The 17,104-nt window shown below is 60.2% G+C and carries 21 protein-coding genes; 13 read left to right on the forward strand and 8 right to left on the reverse strand.

All coding sequences use genetic code 11. The features are described 5' to 3' along the window. The first annotated feature begins 2 nt into the window (after positions 1-2). Genes HU750_RS13715 through HU750_RS13740 form a run of 6 tightly spaced genes read left to right on the forward strand, consistent with a single transcriptional unit; the run spans position 3 to position 6,736 of the window. A complete protein-coding gene (locus tag HU750_RS13715; RefSeq protein WP_186680439.1) occupies positions 3-2,900 on the forward strand; it encodes a hypothetical protein in 2,898 nt (965 codons plus the stop codon). A gap of 2 nt (positions 2,901-2,902) precedes the next feature. Further along, entirely contained in the window at positions 2,903-3,313 is a 411-nt protein-coding gene (locus HU750_RS13720) for a hypothetical protein (RefSeq protein WP_186680441.1), read from the forward strand. Between the two features lie 5 nt (positions 3,314-3,318). Further along, on the forward strand, positions 3,319-3,966 hold the full coding sequence (locus tag HU750_RS13725; RefSeq protein ID WP_186680443.1) for a putative phage tail protein: 648 nt from the start codon (positions 3,319-3,321) through the stop codon (positions 3,964-3,966). 1 nt (position 3,967) lies between these two features. After that, a complete protein-coding gene (locus HU750_RS13730; protein WP_186680446.1) occupies positions 3,968-4,876 on the forward strand; it encodes a phage baseplate protein in 909 nt (302 codons plus the stop codon). 55 nt (positions 4,877-4,931) lie between these two features. Then, positions 4,932-5,972: a glycerophosphodiester phosphodiesterase gene (locus HU750_RS13735; protein ID WP_186680448.1), complete on the forward strand. Its 1,041-nt coding sequence runs from the start codon at positions 4,932-4,934 to the stop codon at positions 5,970-5,972. Beyond that, positions 5,969-6,736 carry a hypothetical protein gene (locus HU750_RS13740; RefSeq protein ID WP_186680450.1) on the forward strand — a complete coding sequence of 256 codons (768 nt, stop codon included), beginning with the start codon at positions 5,969-5,971 and terminating at the stop codon, positions 6,734-6,736. The genes HU750_RS13735 and HU750_RS13740 overlap by 4 nt, the downstream gene beginning before the upstream one ends. Here HU750_RS13740 and HU750_RS27425 read toward each other — a convergent pair. Further along, the gene (locus HU750_RS27425) at positions 6,720-7,412 is read right to left on the reverse strand and encodes an acyltransferase (RefSeq protein WP_186680453.1); all 693 of its coding nucleotides are present in this window, start codon (positions 7,410-7,412) and stop codon (positions 6,720-6,722) included. The two genes, HU750_RS13740 and HU750_RS27425, sit on opposite strands and share 17 nt — an antisense overlap. A gap of 124 nt (positions 7,413-7,536) precedes the next feature. Between HU750_RS27425 and HU750_RS13750 the strand changes: the two genes are divergently transcribed. The 3 genes from HU750_RS13750 to HU750_RS13760 are packed head-to-tail and all read left to right on the forward strand — an operon-like array spanning position 7,537 to position 8,821. Further along, the gene (locus HU750_RS13750; RefSeq protein WP_186680457.1) at positions 7,537-8,025 is read left to right on the forward strand and encodes a glycoside hydrolase family 24 protein; all 489 of its coding nucleotides are present in this window, start codon (positions 7,537-7,539) and stop codon (positions 8,023-8,025) included. Then, on the forward strand, positions 8,022-8,555 hold the full coding sequence (locus tag HU750_RS13755; protein WP_186680459.1) for a DUF2514 family protein: 534 nt from the start codon (positions 8,022-8,024) through the stop codon (positions 8,553-8,555). The genes HU750_RS13750 and HU750_RS13755 overlap by 4 nt, the downstream gene beginning before the upstream one ends. Positions 8,556-8,596: 41 nt before the next feature. After that, positions 8,597-8,821, forward strand: coding sequence for a hypothetical protein (locus tag HU750_RS13760; RefSeq protein WP_085273411.1), 225 nt, complete (start codon positions 8,597-8,599; stop codon positions 8,819-8,821). 61 nt (positions 8,822-8,882) lie between these two features. Here the strand turns inward: HU750_RS13760 and HU750_RS13765 are convergent, their stop codons facing one another. Further along, positions 8,883-9,203 carry a hypothetical protein gene (locus tag HU750_RS13765; protein WP_186680463.1) on the reverse strand — a complete coding sequence of 107 codons (321 nt, stop codon included), beginning with the start codon at positions 9,201-9,203 and terminating at the stop codon, positions 8,883-8,885. 28 nt (positions 9,204-9,231) lie between these two features. Beyond that, the gene (locus HU750_RS13770) at positions 9,232-9,951 is read right to left on the reverse strand and encodes an SOS response-associated peptidase family protein (RefSeq protein ID WP_186680467.1); all 720 of its coding nucleotides are present in this window, start codon (positions 9,949-9,951) and stop codon (positions 9,232-9,234) included. A 101-nt stretch (positions 9,952-10,052) separates the two neighbouring features. Between HU750_RS13770 and HU750_RS13775 the strand changes: the two genes are divergently transcribed. The 3 genes from HU750_RS13775 (at position 10,053) to HU750_RS13785 (ending at position 13,014) form a co-directional block, all read left to right on the forward strand. Continuing rightward, the gene (locus HU750_RS13775) at positions 10,053-10,481 is read left to right on the forward strand and encodes a LexA family protein (protein WP_085273408.1); all 429 of its coding nucleotides are present in this window, start codon (positions 10,053-10,055) and stop codon (positions 10,479-10,481) included. Then, complete coding sequence (locus HU750_RS13780; protein WP_186680470.1) at positions 10,471-11,745, forward strand: Y-family DNA polymerase; 1,275 nt, start codon at positions 10,471-10,473, stop codon at positions 11,743-11,745. The genes HU750_RS13775 and HU750_RS13780 overlap by 11 nt, the downstream gene beginning before the upstream one ends. Positions 11,746-12,174: 429 nt before the next feature. Continuing rightward, positions 12,175-13,014: a hypothetical protein gene (locus HU750_RS13785; RefSeq protein ID WP_225874431.1), complete on the forward strand. Its 840-nt coding sequence runs from the start codon at positions 12,175-12,177 to the stop codon at positions 13,012-13,014. Between the two features lie 736 nt (positions 13,015-13,750). Here the strand turns inward: HU750_RS13785 and HU750_RS13790 are convergent. Next, positions 13,751-13,933, reverse strand: coding sequence for a hypothetical protein (locus HU750_RS13790; RefSeq protein ID WP_027593730.1), 183 nt, complete (start codon positions 13,931-13,933; stop codon positions 13,751-13,753). Positions 13,934-14,027: 94 nt separating this feature from the next. Further along, positions 14,028-14,375, reverse strand: a complete 348-nt coding sequence (locus tag HU750_RS13795; protein WP_099429790.1) for a hypothetical protein — start codon at positions 14,373-14,375, stop codon at positions 14,028-14,030. 161 nt (positions 14,376-14,536) lie between these two features. On the opposite strand from HU750_RS13795, the gene HU750_RS13800 reads away from it, so the two are divergent. After that, on the forward strand, positions 14,537-15,361 hold the full coding sequence (locus HU750_RS13800; protein ID WP_186680487.1) for a shikimate 5-dehydrogenase: 825 nt from the start codon (positions 14,537-14,539) through the stop codon (positions 15,359-15,361). 116 nt (positions 15,362-15,477) lie between these two features. Here HU750_RS13800 and HU750_RS13805 read toward each other — a convergent pair whose 3' ends face one another. The 3 genes from HU750_RS13805 to HU750_RS13815 form a co-directional block, all read right to left on the reverse strand. Beyond that, positions 15,478-15,720 carry a hypothetical protein gene (locus HU750_RS13805; RefSeq protein ID WP_099429788.1) on the reverse strand — a complete coding sequence of 81 codons (243 nt, stop codon included), beginning with the start codon at positions 15,718-15,720 and terminating at the stop codon, positions 15,478-15,480. Between the two features lie 95 nt (positions 15,721-15,815). Next, positions 15,816-16,343 (reverse strand): lactoylglutathione lyase, encoded by a 528-nt coding sequence (gene gloA, locus HU750_RS13810; protein ID WP_186680490.1) that lies wholly within the window; start codon positions 16,341-16,343, stop codon positions 15,816-15,818. A 221-nt stretch (positions 16,344-16,564) separates the two neighbouring features. Beyond that, complete coding sequence (locus HU750_RS13815; RefSeq protein WP_027593725.1) at positions 16,565-16,924, reverse strand: histone-like nucleoid-structuring protein, MvaT/MvaU family; 360 nt, start codon at positions 16,922-16,924, stop codon at positions 16,565-16,567. Positions 16,925-17,104: the final 180 nt, after the last annotated feature.

The raw sequence follows: 17,104 nt of genomic DNA on the forward strand, positions 1-17,104 counted from the left end.
CCATGGAAAACTACAAGCCGATCTCCGCATTGGACCCTGCCAATGAAAGTTCGGAGGATGACCTGTATCCGACGGTACAGGGCGCAGGCACTAAGAAGCAGACCTTGAGAGGGATGCGCCAAGCGCTTGTGTCGGCCTGGAGCGACCCTATCCGGTCGCTGCTCGGCGCTCAATCTGAAAGCCAGATCAAGGGCTCGCTGGGCCTTTCCAAGATCGACAACACCTCGGACGCGGAAAAGCCGGTCAGCACCCCGCAGCGGCAAGCCCTGGATGCCAAGGCCAGCGCGGAGGACATGACCAAGGCCCAACAGGCGGTGGATGTGCTGGGCCGCACCCGCGACGCGGTGTTTCGCAAATCGGTGTTCTTGGCGTTGCCGCAGCTGTTCCCCGACTACGTGTCGGCGTTCCAGTCGGTTGGCAGTCCCAGCCAGGGCAATATCTACCCTCAAGGCCATTGCTACGACGAACAAGGCCGGATCTACATCAAGTATGCCAACGGCAGCCGAGCGGTCATTGCCTGGTACGAGGCCAACGGCGCGTACGGCGGATGGTTCCTTATCGCCCCAGGCGGTGAAAGCCTGGTGATCATTGCCGAAAACGGCGTTCGCCGGCTGTACAACAAGGCCGGCACGGATGGGCTGCATGCCTACGACATCAGCGTGCTGCCCACCAACGGCGCCACCGTGGCGGGGGTCAGCACCGGCCTGACCGGGGTTGGCCTGCAGTACGCCTATGACCGTGGCCGCTGGATCATCGAGCAGCTGCAGGTCGACATGGGCACGGAAGGTTCCCGCACCCGCTGGCTGGTGTACGACAAGAACTTTGTTCGTTGCAGTGAATTCTACGTTGCCAAGAACATTGTCGGCTGGCAGCTGCCGACCAACGCCCATTACAACTACGTGCCGAAATCTCAGGGCGTGGTGCTGCAGGGTGGCCGGGTGATATTCGGCCTGGGTGGCTCCTACATCCCTGAAACAGACGGGCCGGTGTCCATGCCGGTGGCTGCCGTGGGGGTGGCCGCCTGTGGGCTGGATGGCTCACTGCTGGAGTACGGCACGGTACGCGCTGATCAGCTGGTCAACCGACTGGCGGCCGAGGGTCATTACTGTGTGCGAATGGAATCGGAAGGCCTCAGCCTGCGGCCGGACGGCACTATCAGCCACCTCTTGCTGACGGCGCGCCCGAGCAGCCCCGGCGCGGACACTGGCGGCATTTTGCTGGTCACCGAGTACGACCCGCAGGGTGCCAGCTATGCCGACATTAGCGAACCCTACACGCCGTTCAGCATGGACCGAGCACTCACGGGCATCTTCCCGCGCGGCCCTGACGGGCGGATGTACGACCCGTTCACCGGAGCGGTGTTCGCCACCCTGCAGCAAATCCTGCGTTACATGGCCGACCTGCAGATGCCACGGTTCACCTGGTACTCGTCGGCGGTCAGCATCGCGCCGATGGGGGTGATTGAGTTCCCAGCGTCAAGTCGGGTCGAGGTGTTCAACCAGAACAACGAAGCCTTTCTGGTGGTGGTGTGGACGTCGGCCAAAGAATTCGCGCCGTACTGGGTGAACCTTAAGGTCAACTCCACCGAGCTGCTGGGCACCCGCAGCGCTTACCTGCGCAATGGCTTTGTGGCGAATGGCGATGTGTTCGGCCGTATCCTGACGCCGCACCGCGACAGCAGCCAGGCCGACATTCTGGTGCTGCAGCAGACCAGCACACAGGACGCCAACCTGGTGATCGTCGGCGGGGGTAGCACGGCGTTCACCGCCGCGACCCGCATTTGGTTCTACGCCGCGCTCAATGCCACGTCCAAGGTGGGTGTGAAGGTGGCCGAGATTTTCACCAACGGGTTCAACCCCGGCGAGGACAACGGCTTTGACCTGGGCGCCTTGCTCAAGCGTTGGCGAGAGGCGTTCATCACTAAGCTGACGCTGTTCGGTCCCATGCGTTTGGGCCAGTACACGGTGGCCACGCTGCCGGACCCCAGCCTGACGCCGAACTACATCCTTGATGCGGATGATGGGTATACCGGGATTCGCTCCTACCGTTCGACCGGCACGGCCTGGGAGCTGATCAACGCACCCGACGCGCAGTTGCGCGACCGTGCCACGCACACCGGGTTGCAAGCGATCAGCACAGTAAGTGGCCTGCAGGGAGCTTTGGACGGCAAGCTGGCCAGCACCCAGCGCGGCGCGGCTAATGGCGTCGCAGCGCTGGATGCCATGGGCAAGGTGCCGGTAGCGCAGATGCCGCTGGATAACCTCACGCTTGGGGGCAGCCTGGGCGTCGGCGCCGCCCCGGTTGACCGCTTCTTGGTCAACCTGCGCGGCACCCCGACTGCGTTGCCCGCCGCAGGTAGTCAGTACGGCATGTTCTCGGCGGGTACTTACGGGGTCGTGTCGTTCTGTAGCGCCTATGGTGGGGTGGTGAACTTGGCTGCCCAGGCAGCGCCCGCCGTTGTCGCACTGACGGCGAACTTCACGTCAATCGCGCCCGGGCTGGGGGCCAATGTGACGGTAACGGAGCACGACGGGTTCCGCATGGACTCGGTGACCAGCACGGCCGTCACCATGGCCTGTGCTGCGCGCCTAAACCAAACCCTGCAGTCCGGCTATGAGCGTTGGAACGTGTACGCCGCCGGCAACGCGCCGAACTACATGAACGGCGATCTGCGGATCGGCACCACCGTACAGAGCGGCTCGGACAAGCTGACCGTTTCGGGGCCTGCGCGCCTGAGCGGGGCTTTGCGCATCGGCCAGTACACCATCGCAACGATGCCTGATCCCGCGCTCTATCCCGGCTATCTGATCGAAGTGACAGACGCCCCCGGCGGCACCAAAACCTGCAAGTCGCACACGACGGCTTGGAAAATTCTCAACACCGACACAGTAGTGAGCTAACTATGGCTGAATTCAGCGAACAAACTTCCCTGTACGAAATCGTCGTGCGCGTCCAAGAGGACGGCAGCTATGGCGCCCATTACATGACCATTACCCGCTTCCGCCGTGACGGTGAAGTCTTCGGCGCCAAGGAAGGGTTGCCAACGCCGTTGGTCGCCGGCAATGCCGAGGCGTTTGCACTGCTGGGCCAATACGTCGAATCGGCAGCCCTTGATACGTTGGCGGTCAATCAAGTGCTGCAGGCCCGCGTGATCGAGCTGGAGCAACAACAACAGGCCGCCAGCGCCGAGCTGCAGCAAGCGCTGGAAGCCAACCAGGCACTGCAGGCCCGCGTGGCTGAGTTGGAACAGGCGCCGGTCGAAACGCCGCAGCCGGAGACTGACCCAGCGGAAGTGCCAGACGGCACGGTGTGACCGCCATGACGGTCGCACGCGAAGCGGACTACCTGCAGACGCTGCAGCAACTGCTGCCCCCCGGACCGGCGTTCGACCTGGAGCAGCAGCCGGACTGGGCGCAGCTGCTGGCCGCGCTGGCCCCCGAGCTGGCCCGGGTCGACGGCGATGCCGAAGCCCTGCTGATGGAATCCAACCCGGCCACCGCCACCGTGCTGCTGCCGGACTGGGAGGCCTACTTGGGCCTTCCCGATGCTTGCACGGTGCCGGGGTCGCAGACCCTGGAAGAGCGCCGGCAAGCGGTCATCGACAAGCTGACCGCGAGCGGCGCGCCGCAGCTGAGCTATTACCGGCGCTTGGCTACCCGGCTCGGCCTGACCATCGAAATCGAAGAGTTTCGCCCGGCCCGGGTCGGGGTGGCGGTCACGGGCGATTATCTCTACGGCGATGGTTGGCCGTGGTCATGGATCGCGTCGGCGCCGCTCGCGGCCTATGGCACCGCTGAGGTGGCGTCCCTGGATTGCCGGCTGCAGCTGGAGGCGCCCGAGTACACCGACGTGGTGATCGGCTACGGGCACGCCCAGGTCAAGGCGATTACGGCCCAGGTCGATGAGCTTTTCCACGCCATTCATTACGCGTTACCGGCCGCTGTGGCTGGGTTCGAGGGGACGTAGCATGCACAGGATTTCAAGTTGGACTGACCTGGTGTCGGCGGCCGGCGGGTTTCGTTACGGCAGCTTATCCGCTGGGGCGCCACCCACGCCGATAAAGGCGGAATGGTTGAACATGGTGCAGGAAGAAATCGCCAGCGTGGTGATCGGCGCCGGCATCGCCCTGGACAAGACCAAAACCGACCAGCTCAGGCGGGCAATCCAGAAGATGGTGAGCGACTACCTACCGCTGTCGGGCGGCACCCTGGCGGGGCTGCTGAAGGCCACCAAAGGTGTGCGCACGGCCAAGGGATTGCCTGGCGGTAATGCCAGCGAGGTCGGCTATGCCTTTGACGATGATGGCGATACCGGTCTGTTTGCCACGGGCGGCACCGCTGAGAACGGCTCAGATGTGGTGCTGCTGGTCGACCGCCGCGAGGTGGCCCGCTTCACCGGCAATGGCCGCATGACCTTTGACGGGGGCAACGAGCCGTACCACACCGGCAACAAGCCGACGATGCTGGACGTGGTGTATCCGGTGGGGTCGGTCTACATGAACGCGAGCGTGGCCACCAGTCCCGCCAAGCTGTTCGGCTTCGGTACCTGGTTGGCCTTGGCGCCGGGCCGCATGCTGATTGGTGCAGGCACCGGCACCGACGCCCGGGGCGATGTGCGGGCCTTCTCGGTCGGTGGCTCGGGCGGCGAATACAGCCATGTGCTGAGCAGCGCCGAAATGCCGGTCCACGCCCACGCCATGCCGCAAGGCTCGGACGTTCCGTCCGGCACCACCGGCCCGGTGTACGCCTCGGGTGACGACGGCACGCGGGCGACCAAGCCGAACGACATACCCAACACCGGCGATGCCGGCGGAGGCCTGGCGCACAACAACTTGCCGCCTTACCTGACCGTGTACATGTGGAAACGAACCGCGTAGAGCCGGTTCGGCAAACAACCCGCTGAGGCGGGTTTTTTATTGCCTGGAGAAAAATATGACCGATGTTTCAGCGCTGGAAGCCTATGCCGGCCAGATGGCCGAGGCCGCTTCCCGCTCCAGGGCGGCGTCGCTCAAGCAACACACCTACGTGCACGGCAACGACCAGACCGACGTGGACACTGAGGCGGGCAAGGTGCCCAGCCTGGCCAAGCAGGCGCGGATGGCGGCCGAGGGCACTTCCGCCTTGCGCGGGGATTTGAAGGCACCCACCGGCGCCGGTGAAGTCGGCAGCGAATCAGGCTTGGGCGTTCAGGGTGATATCAATCTGCTGCAGACCCTCAACATGCATTCAATGCAGCAGAAGAACAGTCGGCCCATGGAGCTGGTTGCGCACCGTGGCTTCATGACTCAGGCCCCGCAGAACACCGCGTTGGCCTTCTCGTCAGCGCTGAGCAGCGGCGCCGACGCGCTGGAGTGCGACGTGGCGGTCAGCGCCGACGGTGAGTACTACCTGTTTCACGACACGACCGTGGATAACCTGACCACGGGTACCGGCACGTTCACCACGCTGACGTCGGCCTACCTGGACAGCCTGGAAATGAAGGACGGGCAGGGCACCCGCTTCGCGCCCGTGCGGTTGTCGCGCTTCTCCGAGTACCTGGAGATTGCCCGCACGGCCGGCACGTTCATCTACCCGGAGTTCAAGCGTTACCGTAACACCGCCGACCTGGTGGGCATGGTGGCCATGATCGTGGCCGCGCAGATGGACAGTGCCTGCTGCATGTCCTCGTTCAACATGAACATTCTGCGGCAGACCCGCGCACTCAACCCCAACATGGAGCTGGGCCTGCTCGGCGTGTCCACCAACGTCGACGAGGTGAAAGGCTACATCGACCAGATGGTTGACCTGGGCAAACTGGTGTTGATCTGGGACTACGACGCCACGCTGGCCATCCCCGAGGCCGTCGCTTACGCCTTTTCCAAGGGCGTGGACTGGGGCGTGTACACCGTCGACCGGCAGAGCCAGCTGCCCGCGATCCGCAAACTCGGCATCCGCCGCATCATTTCCAACGTCTCGCTCAAGGTCAGCCAATGAACATCCCAAGCGATCTGAATACCTTCATCCCGTCGATGGTCGGGGTGGGTGGCACCTACGCGATCACTGACGGTGTCGGCCGGATCTACTCGCCCGCGAGCGTGTCGACCAAGTACGAAAAGAGCGTGTTGGTGGGACCGGGCGTTAAGGTCGAAATGAAGCTGTTTGCGCGGGCGATCAGCGGCGTCGGCGGCGCGGTGGCCATCGACTACCTGCCGCTGGGGCGCGGTGGCGGCAGCGTTGACATTACTTCACCCGAGTGGCGTGAATACGTGGTGAGCTTCACCACGCCGCTGAGTTCGCCGGAAAACCTGCGCGTGACGTTTGCCATCGGCAACTTTGCCGCCATGGGCGCCGGCACCTTTGAGTTCCACACCCCCCGTATCCGTATTGGCGACACCGACCTGGGCGCGCCCCGCATCTTGGCGCGTGGCCTGATCCTGATCGATTCCGGGGTGCCCTCGCTGAATACCAACTATCAGGCCGACGGCATCAAGGGGTTGAGCTATGACGCCGCCACGGCCTCGCTGACCGTGAAGATGCGCGGCAACGACGGCGCCGGCATGCGCTTGCACCCGCTGATGATCGCGCAGCTGACGGACGATAACACCACGCTCATTGGGCGCCGCCTGCATGCCCTGTGCGGCCGCTACAACCGCGACGACGGTACCGCCAAGGTGACCTTCGTGGACGGCGGCACCGGACAGCTCCAAGACCTCAGCGGGCTTGGAAATATATACATGACATTTAGGGCTGAGATTTAGCCACTGTTGCGTTCCAGTACTGAGACTTTGTGATGCTGTCAGAGTTTGGTTTGTAGTAGGGCTCATTAAGAGTTAGATGTGGTCTTTCCCAAGCGACATCCTTTCGTACAACTCTTGCAGGAGTTCCAACTATAACGCAGTTATTAGGGAAGTCGCCTTTTACGATGCTGCCGAATCCAACCACTGAGCCTTCACCAATTTCTGTTCCGCCTAGGATCGCCGCCCGAGCGCCTAACCACACATGGTTTCCGATGATGATTGGTTCGGGAAGGTTTATCCGATCTCCTGTTTTAACGCAGAAGATAGGATGGGCGTCATCACAGCGCACCTGCACGGATGATGCGATCATGCAGTCATTTCCAATAATTACAGAAGAATGCTCTGCAGTAGAAATGTAGGTGTTGTCTGTGCAAGTTACACCTTGTCCAATTGAAATCGTGCAGCTTTCGCCGATTCTGATGAAGCCCCTGAAAGTGCTCTTTCCTATGAAGCAAGTGGCGTTATTGCAGTCAAAAGTAATAGTGAGGCTAGCGGTTCTGAAGCCTTCTTCCACTACTAGTTTGTTGTTTTGGCCCCGAAACGTGATGCTTACATTACTTTCGATTGTTCCGGGAAATTCGATTTTGTTTCCGTTGCTGTCTTCGTAATTGCTGAGCTTCTTAATGCTAACTGCCACTTAAACCGCTCCATGGATTTGATCGGAAATCCTAAATTGTAGCAATTTACCAAGAAAAATGAAATGCCTCGCTAGCTGCATCAGTTGATGCGGACATCTGAATATGGGTATAGGTATGAAATCAATGGCTAAAATCTCTGCTTCCGATGCAGGCGGCTCCAGCGTCCTGCGCTTTCTGGATCTCATAGCCTTTTCAGAAGGCACCTCGACCATCAAAGGGAGCGATGACGGCTATAACGTGCTGTATGGCGGAGCCCTGTTTAGTGGATACACCGACCATCCGCGGCGCAAGCTGACCTTCCCCATCAACGGCAAGCAGGTAACCAGCACAGCCGCCGGCCGGTATCAGTTGCTTGAGCGCTACTGGGACGCGTACCGAGTCAGCCTTCGCCTGGCTGGCGGGTTCACGCCAGAGAATCAGGATCGCATAGCGCTGCAGCAGATCCGGGAGCGCCGGGCGCTGGACAACATAAAGGCCGGGCGCATCCAGCAGGCGATCGCCAAGTGCTCGAACATCTGGGCCAGCTTCCCGGGCAATACCTACGGCCAGAACCCGCATCGCCTGGACAAGCTGATCAGTCACTGGGTTGAACTAGGCGGGACACTACCGTGAGCTGGCTTGGCGCTGTGCCGGCCTGGGGCTGCTGGCTGATAGCCTTGGTACTGGTCGCTGGCGGCCAGCAGTACCGGGTGGTGGTGGCCGATGGCGCGACTGCCGACGCCATGGTGGAGGTTGCCAAGTCGGCCCAGGCCTTGTCCGACTACCGCCTTCAAGTTGCCGAGCGCGATCGGCGCGCCGCGGCCCAGGCTAGAACAGAAGAGCAGCGCCGCCAATCCCTGGCGGACGAGGAGGGTGAGAGTGCACGACAGAAACTGGAACTGGCCCAGGGCCGCGCCGTTGCTGCTGAGTCTGCTGCTGGTGGGTTGCGCGGGGAAATCGCTAGACTGCGCGCCGGACGATCAGCAACCTGCGACACCATCGCTGCCCAGCAGCGCAAGGCAGGAGCCTCTGCCGTCGTGGTGCTCGGGGGATTGCTTGAAGAGGCTGACCGAATGGCGGGCGACCTCGCGACAGCGCTTGAGCGAAGTCGAATAGCTGGTCAGGCCTGTGAAGCAGTTTTCGACGGGATGAAGCCGCCGTAACCAGTGCCTATACTGTGCTTTCACCGACATGGAGCGCAGCAGTGGACAAGAGAACCTTCATAGGGATGGTAGAAGCCGGCGAACCACTGATCCAACAGGCCATGGATGCCCTGCGTGAGTATCATCAAGCCCAGGACCGGGGGGCGCCGCCAGAAGAAGTGGAGCGCCTGCATCAGCTTGCTGAGTCACTTTTTCAGCTTGTATCCGACTACCAGTTGCGTGTGGTGGCCAAGGCGCGCGGCAAGGATCTTCCGCCGCTCCACTGAGCTCATTTAGCTTTCAATTCGCAGTGAGGGCAATCTGGACGGCAGTCCCCGTCCTCATGCGTTAAAGCTTGTACTGAATGGTGTAGGACGCGTCGGTTCTTGGCTCTATCGTAATAGGGATGCCGAATAGCTTCCCTCGACAATCACTGACAACACAGCGATACACCGCACCCTGTTGAAGCTGGGACCATAAGCCTTGGTCGTGTATCGCGATTCCCAGCACATAGTTGTTCGGATCATCTCTGACCTGAGCAACGTGGTGGTCCAGGTCGCATCCGAATTCAGCAGTGGTAAATTCTGGATCATAGCCGATCAGCACGCCGTGCCTTTTCAGGTCGTCCCTAATGCGCTCAATCACGTCATCTGCTTCTTGTTTTAGCATTATCGTTATCTCGCGGTGCCTGTACTCATCAAAACTTTAGCTGACCCTGATGATTTTCGTCGTTTATGGGCGTAATCAACGACTCACCCTCATTCCTGACATTGCCCACCGCCTTGCCGACTGGATACCACCGGAACTCATCAGCCGGCGTGCAACCTTGTTCAACTATCTCCGCAGCTCGCTCTTGAGATGTAGTTGGGGCGATCCATTCCCGGGCGAGCTCATGGGGTAACACCAAGGGCTTCCTGTCGTGGATGTCGATCAGTCCCTGATCCGCTGCTGCGGTGATGATCACAAACCCATCGCTCCCGTACTGCTGGATGTCCAGATGCACCTCTGCAAGAGCAGCGAAATACAGCGGGGCGCCGTCAGCGCTTGTGATGTAGAACGGCCGCTTCCGCTTCGGATCCGATAGGTCGGGAACCCACTCAAACCACCCGTTCGCCGGCGCTAAGGCTCTGCCATGTGGCCACAGGCTTTTGAAGAATTTTCCTCTTGAAACCGTTTCTGCCCGAGCATTGATCGGATCAGGACGTTTCCCCTTCGCCCAAAATGGCGACCATCCCCACTTGACCCGATCCACGCGCAGTCCACCATCTAGCTGGCGTATGACCTCGACGCGGGTAGACGGCGCCACGTTGTAGCGACTGATTGGCTCGTGGTCGTAGCCATTTATCACGACCAGGTCCAGCGATAGCTGGCGCAGGTAGTGATCCATTGACTCGTAGATCGAGTACCGCCCGCACATATCTACCTCTCGCCCGTCAGAATTTTTGCCGCCTAGGATTGACCGGGCGACCGATGCCGGATTTACTGTATATGCATACAGTTTGCATTGGACCTTCCATCATGACCATCACATTTCTGGGTACGCCCACTGGCGGTACCGAACCGCTACCGCTGTATTCGTTTCACGTCCCAGCCGGTTTCCCTTCGCCTGCTGCGGACCATTTGGAAGGTCATATTTCCCTTGATGAGCTATTCGACCTCCGCGCGCCCCATGTGTATCTGGTAAAAGTTGAAGGCGACAGCATGCAAGGCGCTGGCATCTACTCTGGCGACCTCGTCATCGTTGACCGCGGCCGTGAGGCAGAGCACGACGACATTGTCATTGCTGCCGTTAACAGCGAGCCGGTGTGCAAGCGTTTGCACCGACGCGATGGCGTGGTGATCCTCAAATCGGAGAATCCGGCGTATCCGCCGCGGTACATCATGGAAGGCGATGATCTCGTCGTATGGGGCGTTGTGCGTTACAGCGTTCGTGATCATGCGCAGTGACCAGGTGTTCGCGCTGATCGATTGCAACTCGTTCTACGCGAGCTGCGAGCGCGTGTTCCGACCGGAGCTGGCCAAGACCCCGATCGTTGTGTTGAGCAACAACGACGGCTGCGTGATCGCTAGGTCGTACGATGCAAAGCCATTCGTGAAGATGGGCGAGCCGTATTTCCAGGCGAAGGACAAGCTGCGCCGGCACGGCATCATGGCCTTCAGCAGCAATTACGCGCTGTACGGCGACATGAGTGAGCGCGTCATGACTCTGATCGAGTCGATGGTGCCGGCTACCGAGATCTACAGCATCGACGAATGCTTCGCTGACTTGTCCGGTATTCAGGAAAATCTGACTCAGTTCGGGCGGAAGGTGCGGTCCAGGATCTTCCAATGCACCGGCATCCCCGTGGGGGTTGGTATAGCCGCCACCAAGACGCTCGCCAAGTTGGCCAACCATACGGCCAAGCGCCTGCAGGCGCAGACCGGCGGCGTGGTCGACATCACCGATCCGTTCAAGCGCGATTGGGTGCTGAGAAACACTGAGGTGAAAGAGGTCTGGGGCGTGGGCCGCCGTATGACTGCCCACCTTGAGGCGATGGGCATTCACACGGCGATGGATCTTGCCAAGGCTGATGCCTGGACGCTGCGGCAGAAATTCAGCGTGGTGATCGAGAAGACAGCCCGCGAATTGGCTGGCACACCATGCCTGGAACTGGACGAGGCGGAACCCCCGAAACAGGAGATTTGCTGCAGCCGGATGTTCGGCAAGCGCCTTACTGAGCTGGCGCCCATCAAGCAGGCAGTGGCCACCTATGTCGGCCGGGCTGCAGAAAAGCTTCGGGCCCAGGGCTCGGTGTGCAAGCGCATGCGAGTAAGCATCCGCACCGGCATGTTCAACCCGGACGAGGCGCACCACGCTCAGGGGGCCCTGGTTGAACTGCCGTACCCCACATGCGACACGCTGCTGATGACCCGATTGGCCACAGAAGCGGTCGACCGTATCTTCAGGCCCGGTTTTCGGTACAGCAAGGCAGAGGTGCTACTGATGGACTTGCGGCAACCAGGTGAGTTTTCAGAGGACTTGTTTGCGCTGAAGCAATCGGTGGCATGTGACCGACTGATGCAGGTGATGGATGACATCAACGAGCGCTGGGGGAGGGGGACAATGCGGGCCGCTAGCGTTCCGGCAACGCCGGACTGGGGAATGAGGCGGGAGATGATGAGTCAATCCTATACGACGCGGATCGATCAGCTTTGGACCGTCAGGTGCTGAGTCTTCCTGGCGCGTGGCTAGACGAGTTGAATGACCAGACGGCACTCCAAGCAGACCCGGATGGTCGTGCGCTTGTCCTGAGTGAAATGGCACACGCGGCGCATCGCCGACGGGATGTCGGTGATGAGGATCTTGTTGAGATGCTCGAATTCGCTGAGGCTGCCAGATTGTGGGCGTTGACCGAGACAGACTCCGGCTGATATCGGTTGATAACGATCACTCGCGAACGGCTGCTTTCGACCCAAAGCTGCCCTTCGTGGGCGGCAGCTAACGGTCAGAAGCGGACTCCTGCCTAAGCTCTGTAGCAACGCCCCCCAGTTGCCTTCCAAGCACCACTTTGCTGCGCTTCAAATCCTTGCTATAACGCCGATCGCTTTCGCAGATCGCCATCTGCGCGAGCTTTTGGCTGCTTTTAGTAAGGACACTGTAATGATTAAATCTCTTCTGCCAATCATGGCTGCAATGGCCATGGCAGGTTGCATGACCTCCGAGCGTATGCCGGATGGTACTACAAGAATTCGCTTCTCTGATGAGACCGCCAACTCTCTGGCCTCATTGATGCCTAGCGGTGCCATGCCTGGGCGGGCAAATGGAGTATCAGGATCTGGATTGGATCTCAACTACACCATGAATCCACTCGGCAACGGCACGTACCTGTACCTCAATGGTCAATTCGACTACGAATGCGCCGCCGCTATGCTCTACAGCGCGAAGTCTGGCCAGCCTTTGGGTGCAGCGATTAGCAACACCTGCCGCTCGAGCTACTTCATACAACAAGAGAAGCTGCGAATGGCAGGAAAACCCTACGACAAAGGGGCGCCAGCTTACGATCCCTACAACCCGCCCAACGCTTACTGGGCCAAAATTGTTGCTCGAACCACTAGCCAGCTGGAATCGGCCAATCAATTCAATGTGCGCTTTGCGGGGTATCCGCGGTTAGACCGCAACGGCAAGATCACCATCCGTGTACAGTTCATGGGGGGAGCCCTCGGCCAATATGCATCCTTGGTGACCGTACCAGAACGAACAGAGGTGCTGTTGGACGACCCGCAGTTTGAAGCGACGCTGCGCAAGCAATCCCAAGGGTTGGGGGTAATCGCCCAAGTCATTTCATGCGACGCGGTACTCGACTATGAAAAGGCAGTCGACAAAGGGCCCCGTCCCAGCAGCATTTCCACTGGGGAATACTCTCGCTATGAGGTGCGATTTGTGGTGAAGAAAATGGGCTGCCAAGATCAGCGGGGCCATTTTTCTACTGTGACTAGGTAACTCAATTTAGCCTTTCAGTAGAGGTCAACCGCAAAGCCAATTGCCGAAGGTCAAGTGTCGGAAGGCTGCCCTTCACCAAGGGCAGCTATGGGTCGAAAGCGGTCGGTCGAGGGTGAGTATTGTTGCCGCCCGTAGCCTCGGTAGGGCCGTGGGCTGGCTAGCAATCGATCAGGTTAATAAATTTGCTTGTTCAGTTACGAGTTTTCCAAAAGCAGGGAAGGTGACGAGCCAGAACGAGGCGTCGGCAGAACGCCAGGGTGCGGCGCTTAGGCTATCTAAAACCGCTCGAAAGCTTCTCGGTTTTACTGGGCGAAAGTCGCCGAAACTCGCCAATGCGTATTAGACAGTTTCGTCTCATAGGCCGCTGCTGGCGTGGCCTGAGGTCGAGTTTCCACACTACTGCTGCAGTACTGGAATGTGCTGGATGGACGTACAGCCGGCTCGTACCAATTTTTGTACCAATGGCTGTGTTTTGGAGGGGGATGGAGTGTTGCGGGGAGGGCTGGAGGGCCCGTAAATACGGGCTTTCTCCGCTTTGCGAAACTCTTCAAAACGCGGAAAACATCTGTGGAGTATGGTCGAAGTGCTGTCGATTGCTCGTTGAAGCGACCCGGCGAAATGAAAAAAGCTTCATGCTGGATCGGTTCTGCCGCCTCCGCTCGTCGGATCACACGGGCAAAAAAAGACCCGCCAAGCGGCGGGCCATAAGGTAGGGAGCAACGCACAACAAATACTGTCAAGCGACCAGGGTATCTGGCTGCAGCTGGTCGGCCAGGGCTTGAGCCGAGGCTCGGGTCGCCAAGGGGCCGCTCACGGGTTCACCGTTACGCACCAAGTACCAGCAGGCCAGCAGGCCTTGCTGACGCAGTGAAGGGGGGACGGCGCTGCCGACGACGGACATGATCTGGATAGTGGCCATGTGGACCTCCTGTAAAACATGGCCCTACCTTACGCAGCGGCCGCAGCGGTTTGAAATTAACTGAGTTGATAGTGATCATTGGTTTTATCAACGGTCACCAACGGGGTGGCCCGTAGTACACCGGGGGCGGGCCGTAATAAGGGCGATAGCCCGGTGGCGGCGGGGCCGGTGCATAGTAGGGCTGGTAGTACACCGGCTGCGGCGGCGGCTGTACGTAGACCGGCTGCGGTGCGTAATAGACTGGCTGGCGCTCCACATACACGGTGCGATCACGACCGCCATAAACCGTTGCCCCCACCACGGCACCGACCACCGCCGCGCCGAACAGCGGGCCGGGTCCATACCAACCACCGCCACCGCCATGGCCACCATGGGCAGCAGCTTGTCCGCTGATGGCCAGGGCACCGACCAGCAGGGCGATTACGGGAATGTGACGGTTCATAAAGCGTCCTCGCAGGGCAACCCCACAGATGGGGCCCTATTACTATGACTCCTGCCTCTGTCAGCTGAGCACAGGGAAACGGTAAAGGTTGTGTAAGGGACGACAAGCGGCTGCGTCTGATACGCTGAACAAACGATTCAGTTCTGAAAATGGAGCAGGTTATGTCGACAACTCCCAGCAGAGACACAGTGCTGTGCATCTCCCTGGCCGGGCGGCCTGGCACCTTCGGCGTGCGTTTCCACAACCACCTCTACCAACAGTTGGGGCTGGACTACTACTACAAGGCCATGAGCACAGACGACCTGCCCGCGGCGGTCGCAGGCATTCGTGCCTTGGGTATTCGTGGGTGCGGGGTGTCGATGCCTTACAAGGAAGCTTGCATGGCCTTGGTCGACGAGGTGGACCCGTCCGCTGCGGCAATCGAGTCGGTCAATACCCTGGTCAATACCGGTGGCCACCTGAAGGCCTACAACACTGATTACCTGGCGGTGCGGCAGTTGCTGGCGCAACACGGGGTCGACCCGACGACTGCGTTTGCTCTGCGCGGCAGTGGTGGCATGGCCAAGGCGGTGGCGAGTGCCTTGCGTGACGCGGGCTTTACCCAGGGCACGATCGTCGCGCGCAATGAACAGGCGGGGCGGCAACTGGCGGATGTTTGTGGTTATCGCTGGGTGGCTGAGCTCGGCGACCTGTGCCCGCCGATGCTGATAAACGTGACGCCGATCGGCATGGCTGGCGGGCAGGAGGCCAACGCGCTGGCCTTTAGCGAACAGGCCATTGCGGCGGCCGAGCGGGTGTTCGATGTGGTGGCGATGCCGGCGCAGACGCCGCTGATTTGCCGGGCCCAGGCATTGGGCAAGCCAGTGATCACGGGCCTAGAGGTGATTGCGCTGCAGGCGCTGGAGCAGTTCGTGCTGTATACCGGCGTGCGCCCTACGCGTGAGCAAGTAGAAGCAGCCGTCGCATACGCGCGCGACCCTCTGTAGGAGCAGCCTTGTGCTGCGAAGAGGCCGGTACAAGGATCATCAATCTCTGATCGCTGCACCGGCCTCTTCGCAGCGCAAGGCTGCTCCTACAGGAGGGGCGCGCTATGTTGCGTCAATCAGAAGGCTTTGTGCCCCTTGTCCAGCTGTTCATCCACCAGCGCACGGCCATGGGCCAGCGACACATGCTGGGCATTCTCAAGGTCTGAGAAGAATTTCATCGGCATCGAGATGCGCTTGCTGGTGTGCCCTTCAGGGTCGGTGATCAGGCAGCCGGCGGCATAGGGCAGGGGGGAGTCGGGGTGGGGCATCACACTGGCGGTGATGGTGTACTTGCGGTGCTCACAGTGAAGAGATTGCATCGTCCTTACCTCGCTGTGCTTATGAAGCGGTTACCTTCATATACCACAGCAAGGGGCCGGGAGTTCCCGGCCCGACGAGCGAATAGCGGTGTGCCTCAGCCCTTGAGTTCGGTCGGCTGGATCACTTCGATCCAGTAACCGTCCGGGTCCTTGACGAAGGCCAGGTGGTTCATGCGGCCATCTGCCAGGCGTTTCTGGAAGGGCACGTCGAGTGCTTCGAAGCGCGCGCAGGCCTCACGCACGTCCGGCACCGAAACGCAGATATGGCCGAAACCGCGTGGGTCGGTGTTGCCGTTGTGGTAGGCAAAATCGGCGTCGTTTTCGGTGCCGTGGTTGTGGGTCAACTCCAGAACGCCTGGGATCGACTTCATCCACTGATGGCGCTCGGCGTCATCGGCAGGGATCTGTGCCGGGTCGACCAGGGCCAGGAAGTACAGGCTGAAGGCGGCTTCCGGGAAGTCGCGCTTGTCCACCAGGCGGAAGCCCAGAACGCGGGTGTAGAAGTCCAGCGACTTCTCGATGTCCTTGACCCGCAGCATGGTGTGGTTGAAGACGAACTTGGAGGTGGCGGCGTCCGGCTGCGCGGTGACGCCAGGCAGGGTTTGCAGATCGTGCAGGCTCATGGGAACTCCTGAGACGGGGCCGGTGCGCGGCACCGGCAAAACAGACAGGCTGGCCATGATACGGCAGTGAAGCGATTGCGCAAATGAAAGCGCCCTGCACGAGGCAGGGCGCTTGAATTAGAGGCCCGCATGTGCGGGCGCGTGGGGTCGCTAGTCCTTTAGCTGTCTCGATACTGAGCCAGCGCTTGTGAAAAAAGTGTGAAGTCCATGTGGACGTTTCATCAGCGTACCCAGCTTTCAACGGTGGCAGCGCCGTACTCTTCTTTCCAGGCTTTCAGCCCGCGATGGTTGCCGCCTTTGGTCTCGATCAGCTCGCCCGTGTGCGGGTTTTCATAGACCTTGACCACGCGTGGGCGGCGCTGTTGTTTGGGGGCTGCGGCAGTAGGGCGGGTGGCAGCCTTGGGGTCGAGGATGGCGATGATATCGCGCAGACCCTTGTCATAGCTTTTCATCAGGCCGACTAGTTTCTGCTCGAATTCGATTTCGCGTTTGAGGCCGGCATCCTTTTTCAGCGCTTCCAGTTGAGCCATTTGTTCCTGAAGCGCTTTTTCGGCAGCTCGAAACTCTGCAAGTCTGGACACTGTAATCACTCCTGTACGTCTTTCGTGGCAGGGCGTGACGAACATTGAAGAAGAGCAAAACGCCGGCCACGGGGTGGGTTCCGCTGTTCGCTGATATCGAGTGTAGTCATTCATCGCTACTGGGTAAACTGCAAACTTTTTATAAGTAAGCACGGAACTTTACAGGTTTTTCATGCGCCA

This window comes from Pseudomonas sp. SWRI50 (assembly GCF_014269095.1).
In the GTDB taxonomy this organism is placed as follows: domain Bacteria; phylum Pseudomonadota; class Gammaproteobacteria; order Pseudomonadales; family Pseudomonadaceae; genus Aquipseudomonas; species Aquipseudomonas kermanshahensis.

What these genes read in the sequence shown, in the direction of transcription:
- HU750_RS13715 (WP_186680439.1), top strand. Translation starts at nt 3, where the DNA reads ATGGAAAACTACAAGCCGATCTCCGCATTGGACCCTGCCAATGAAAGT.
- HU750_RS13720 (WP_186680441.1), top strand. Translation starts at nt 2,903, where the DNA reads ATGGCTGAATTCAGCGAACAAACTTCCCTGTACGAAATCGTCGTGCGC.
- HU750_RS13725 (WP_186680443.1), top strand. Translation starts at nt 3,319, where the DNA reads ATGACGGTCGCACGCGAAGCGGACTACCTGCAGACGCTGCAGCAACTG.
- HU750_RS13730 (WP_186680446.1), top strand. Translation starts at nt 3,968, where the DNA reads ATGCACAGGATTTCAAGTTGGACTGACCTGGTGTCGGCGGCCGGCGGG.
- HU750_RS13735 (WP_186680448.1), top strand. Translation starts at nt 4,932, where the DNA reads ATGACCGATGTTTCAGCGCTGGAAGCCTATGCCGGCCAGATGGCCGAG.
- HU750_RS13740 (WP_186680450.1), top strand. Translation starts at nt 5,969, where the DNA reads ATGAACATCCCAAGCGATCTGAATACCTTCATCCCGTCGATGGTCGGG.
- HU750_RS13750 (WP_186680457.1), top strand. Translation starts at nt 7,537, where the DNA reads ATGGCTAAAATCTCTGCTTCCGATGCAGGCGGCTCCAGCGTCCTGCGC.
- HU750_RS13765 (WP_186680463.1), bottom strand. Translation starts at nt 9,203, where the DNA reads ATGCTAAAACAAGAAGCAGATGACGTGATTGAGCGCATTAGGGACGAC.
- HU750_RS13770 (WP_186680467.1), bottom strand. Translation starts at nt 9,951, where the DNA reads ATGTGCGGGCGGTACTCGATCTACGAGTCAATGGATCACTACCTGCGC.
- HU750_RS13775 (WP_085273408.1), top strand. Translation starts at nt 10,053, where the DNA reads ATGACCATCACATTTCTGGGTACGCCCACTGGCGGTACCGAACCGCTA.
- HU750_RS13780 (WP_186680470.1), top strand. Translation starts at nt 10,471, where the DNA reads ATGCGCAGTGACCAGGTGTTCGCGCTGATCGATTGCAACTCGTTCTAC.
- HU750_RS13785 (WP_225874431.1), top strand. Translation starts at nt 12,175, where the DNA reads ATGATTAAATCTCTTCTGCCAATCATGGCTGCAATGGCCATGGCAGGT.
- HU750_RS13790 (WP_027593730.1), bottom strand. Translation starts at nt 13,933, where the DNA reads ATGGCCACTATCCAGATCATGTCCGTCGTCGGCAGCGCCGTCCCCCCT.
- HU750_RS13795 (WP_099429790.1), bottom strand. Translation starts at nt 14,375, where the DNA reads ATGAACCGTCACATTCCCGTAATCGCCCTGCTGGTCGGTGCCCTGGCC.
- HU750_RS13800 (WP_186680487.1), top strand. Translation starts at nt 14,537, where the DNA reads ATGTCGACAACTCCCAGCAGAGACACAGTGCTGTGCATCTCCCTGGCC.
- HU750_RS13805 (WP_099429788.1), bottom strand. Translation starts at nt 15,720, where the DNA reads ATGCAATCTCTTCACTGTGAGCACCGCAAGTACACCATCACCGCCAGT.
- gloA (WP_186680490.1), bottom strand. Translation starts at nt 16,343, where the DNA reads ATGAGCCTGCACGATCTGCAAACCCTGCCTGGCGTCACCGCGCAGCCG.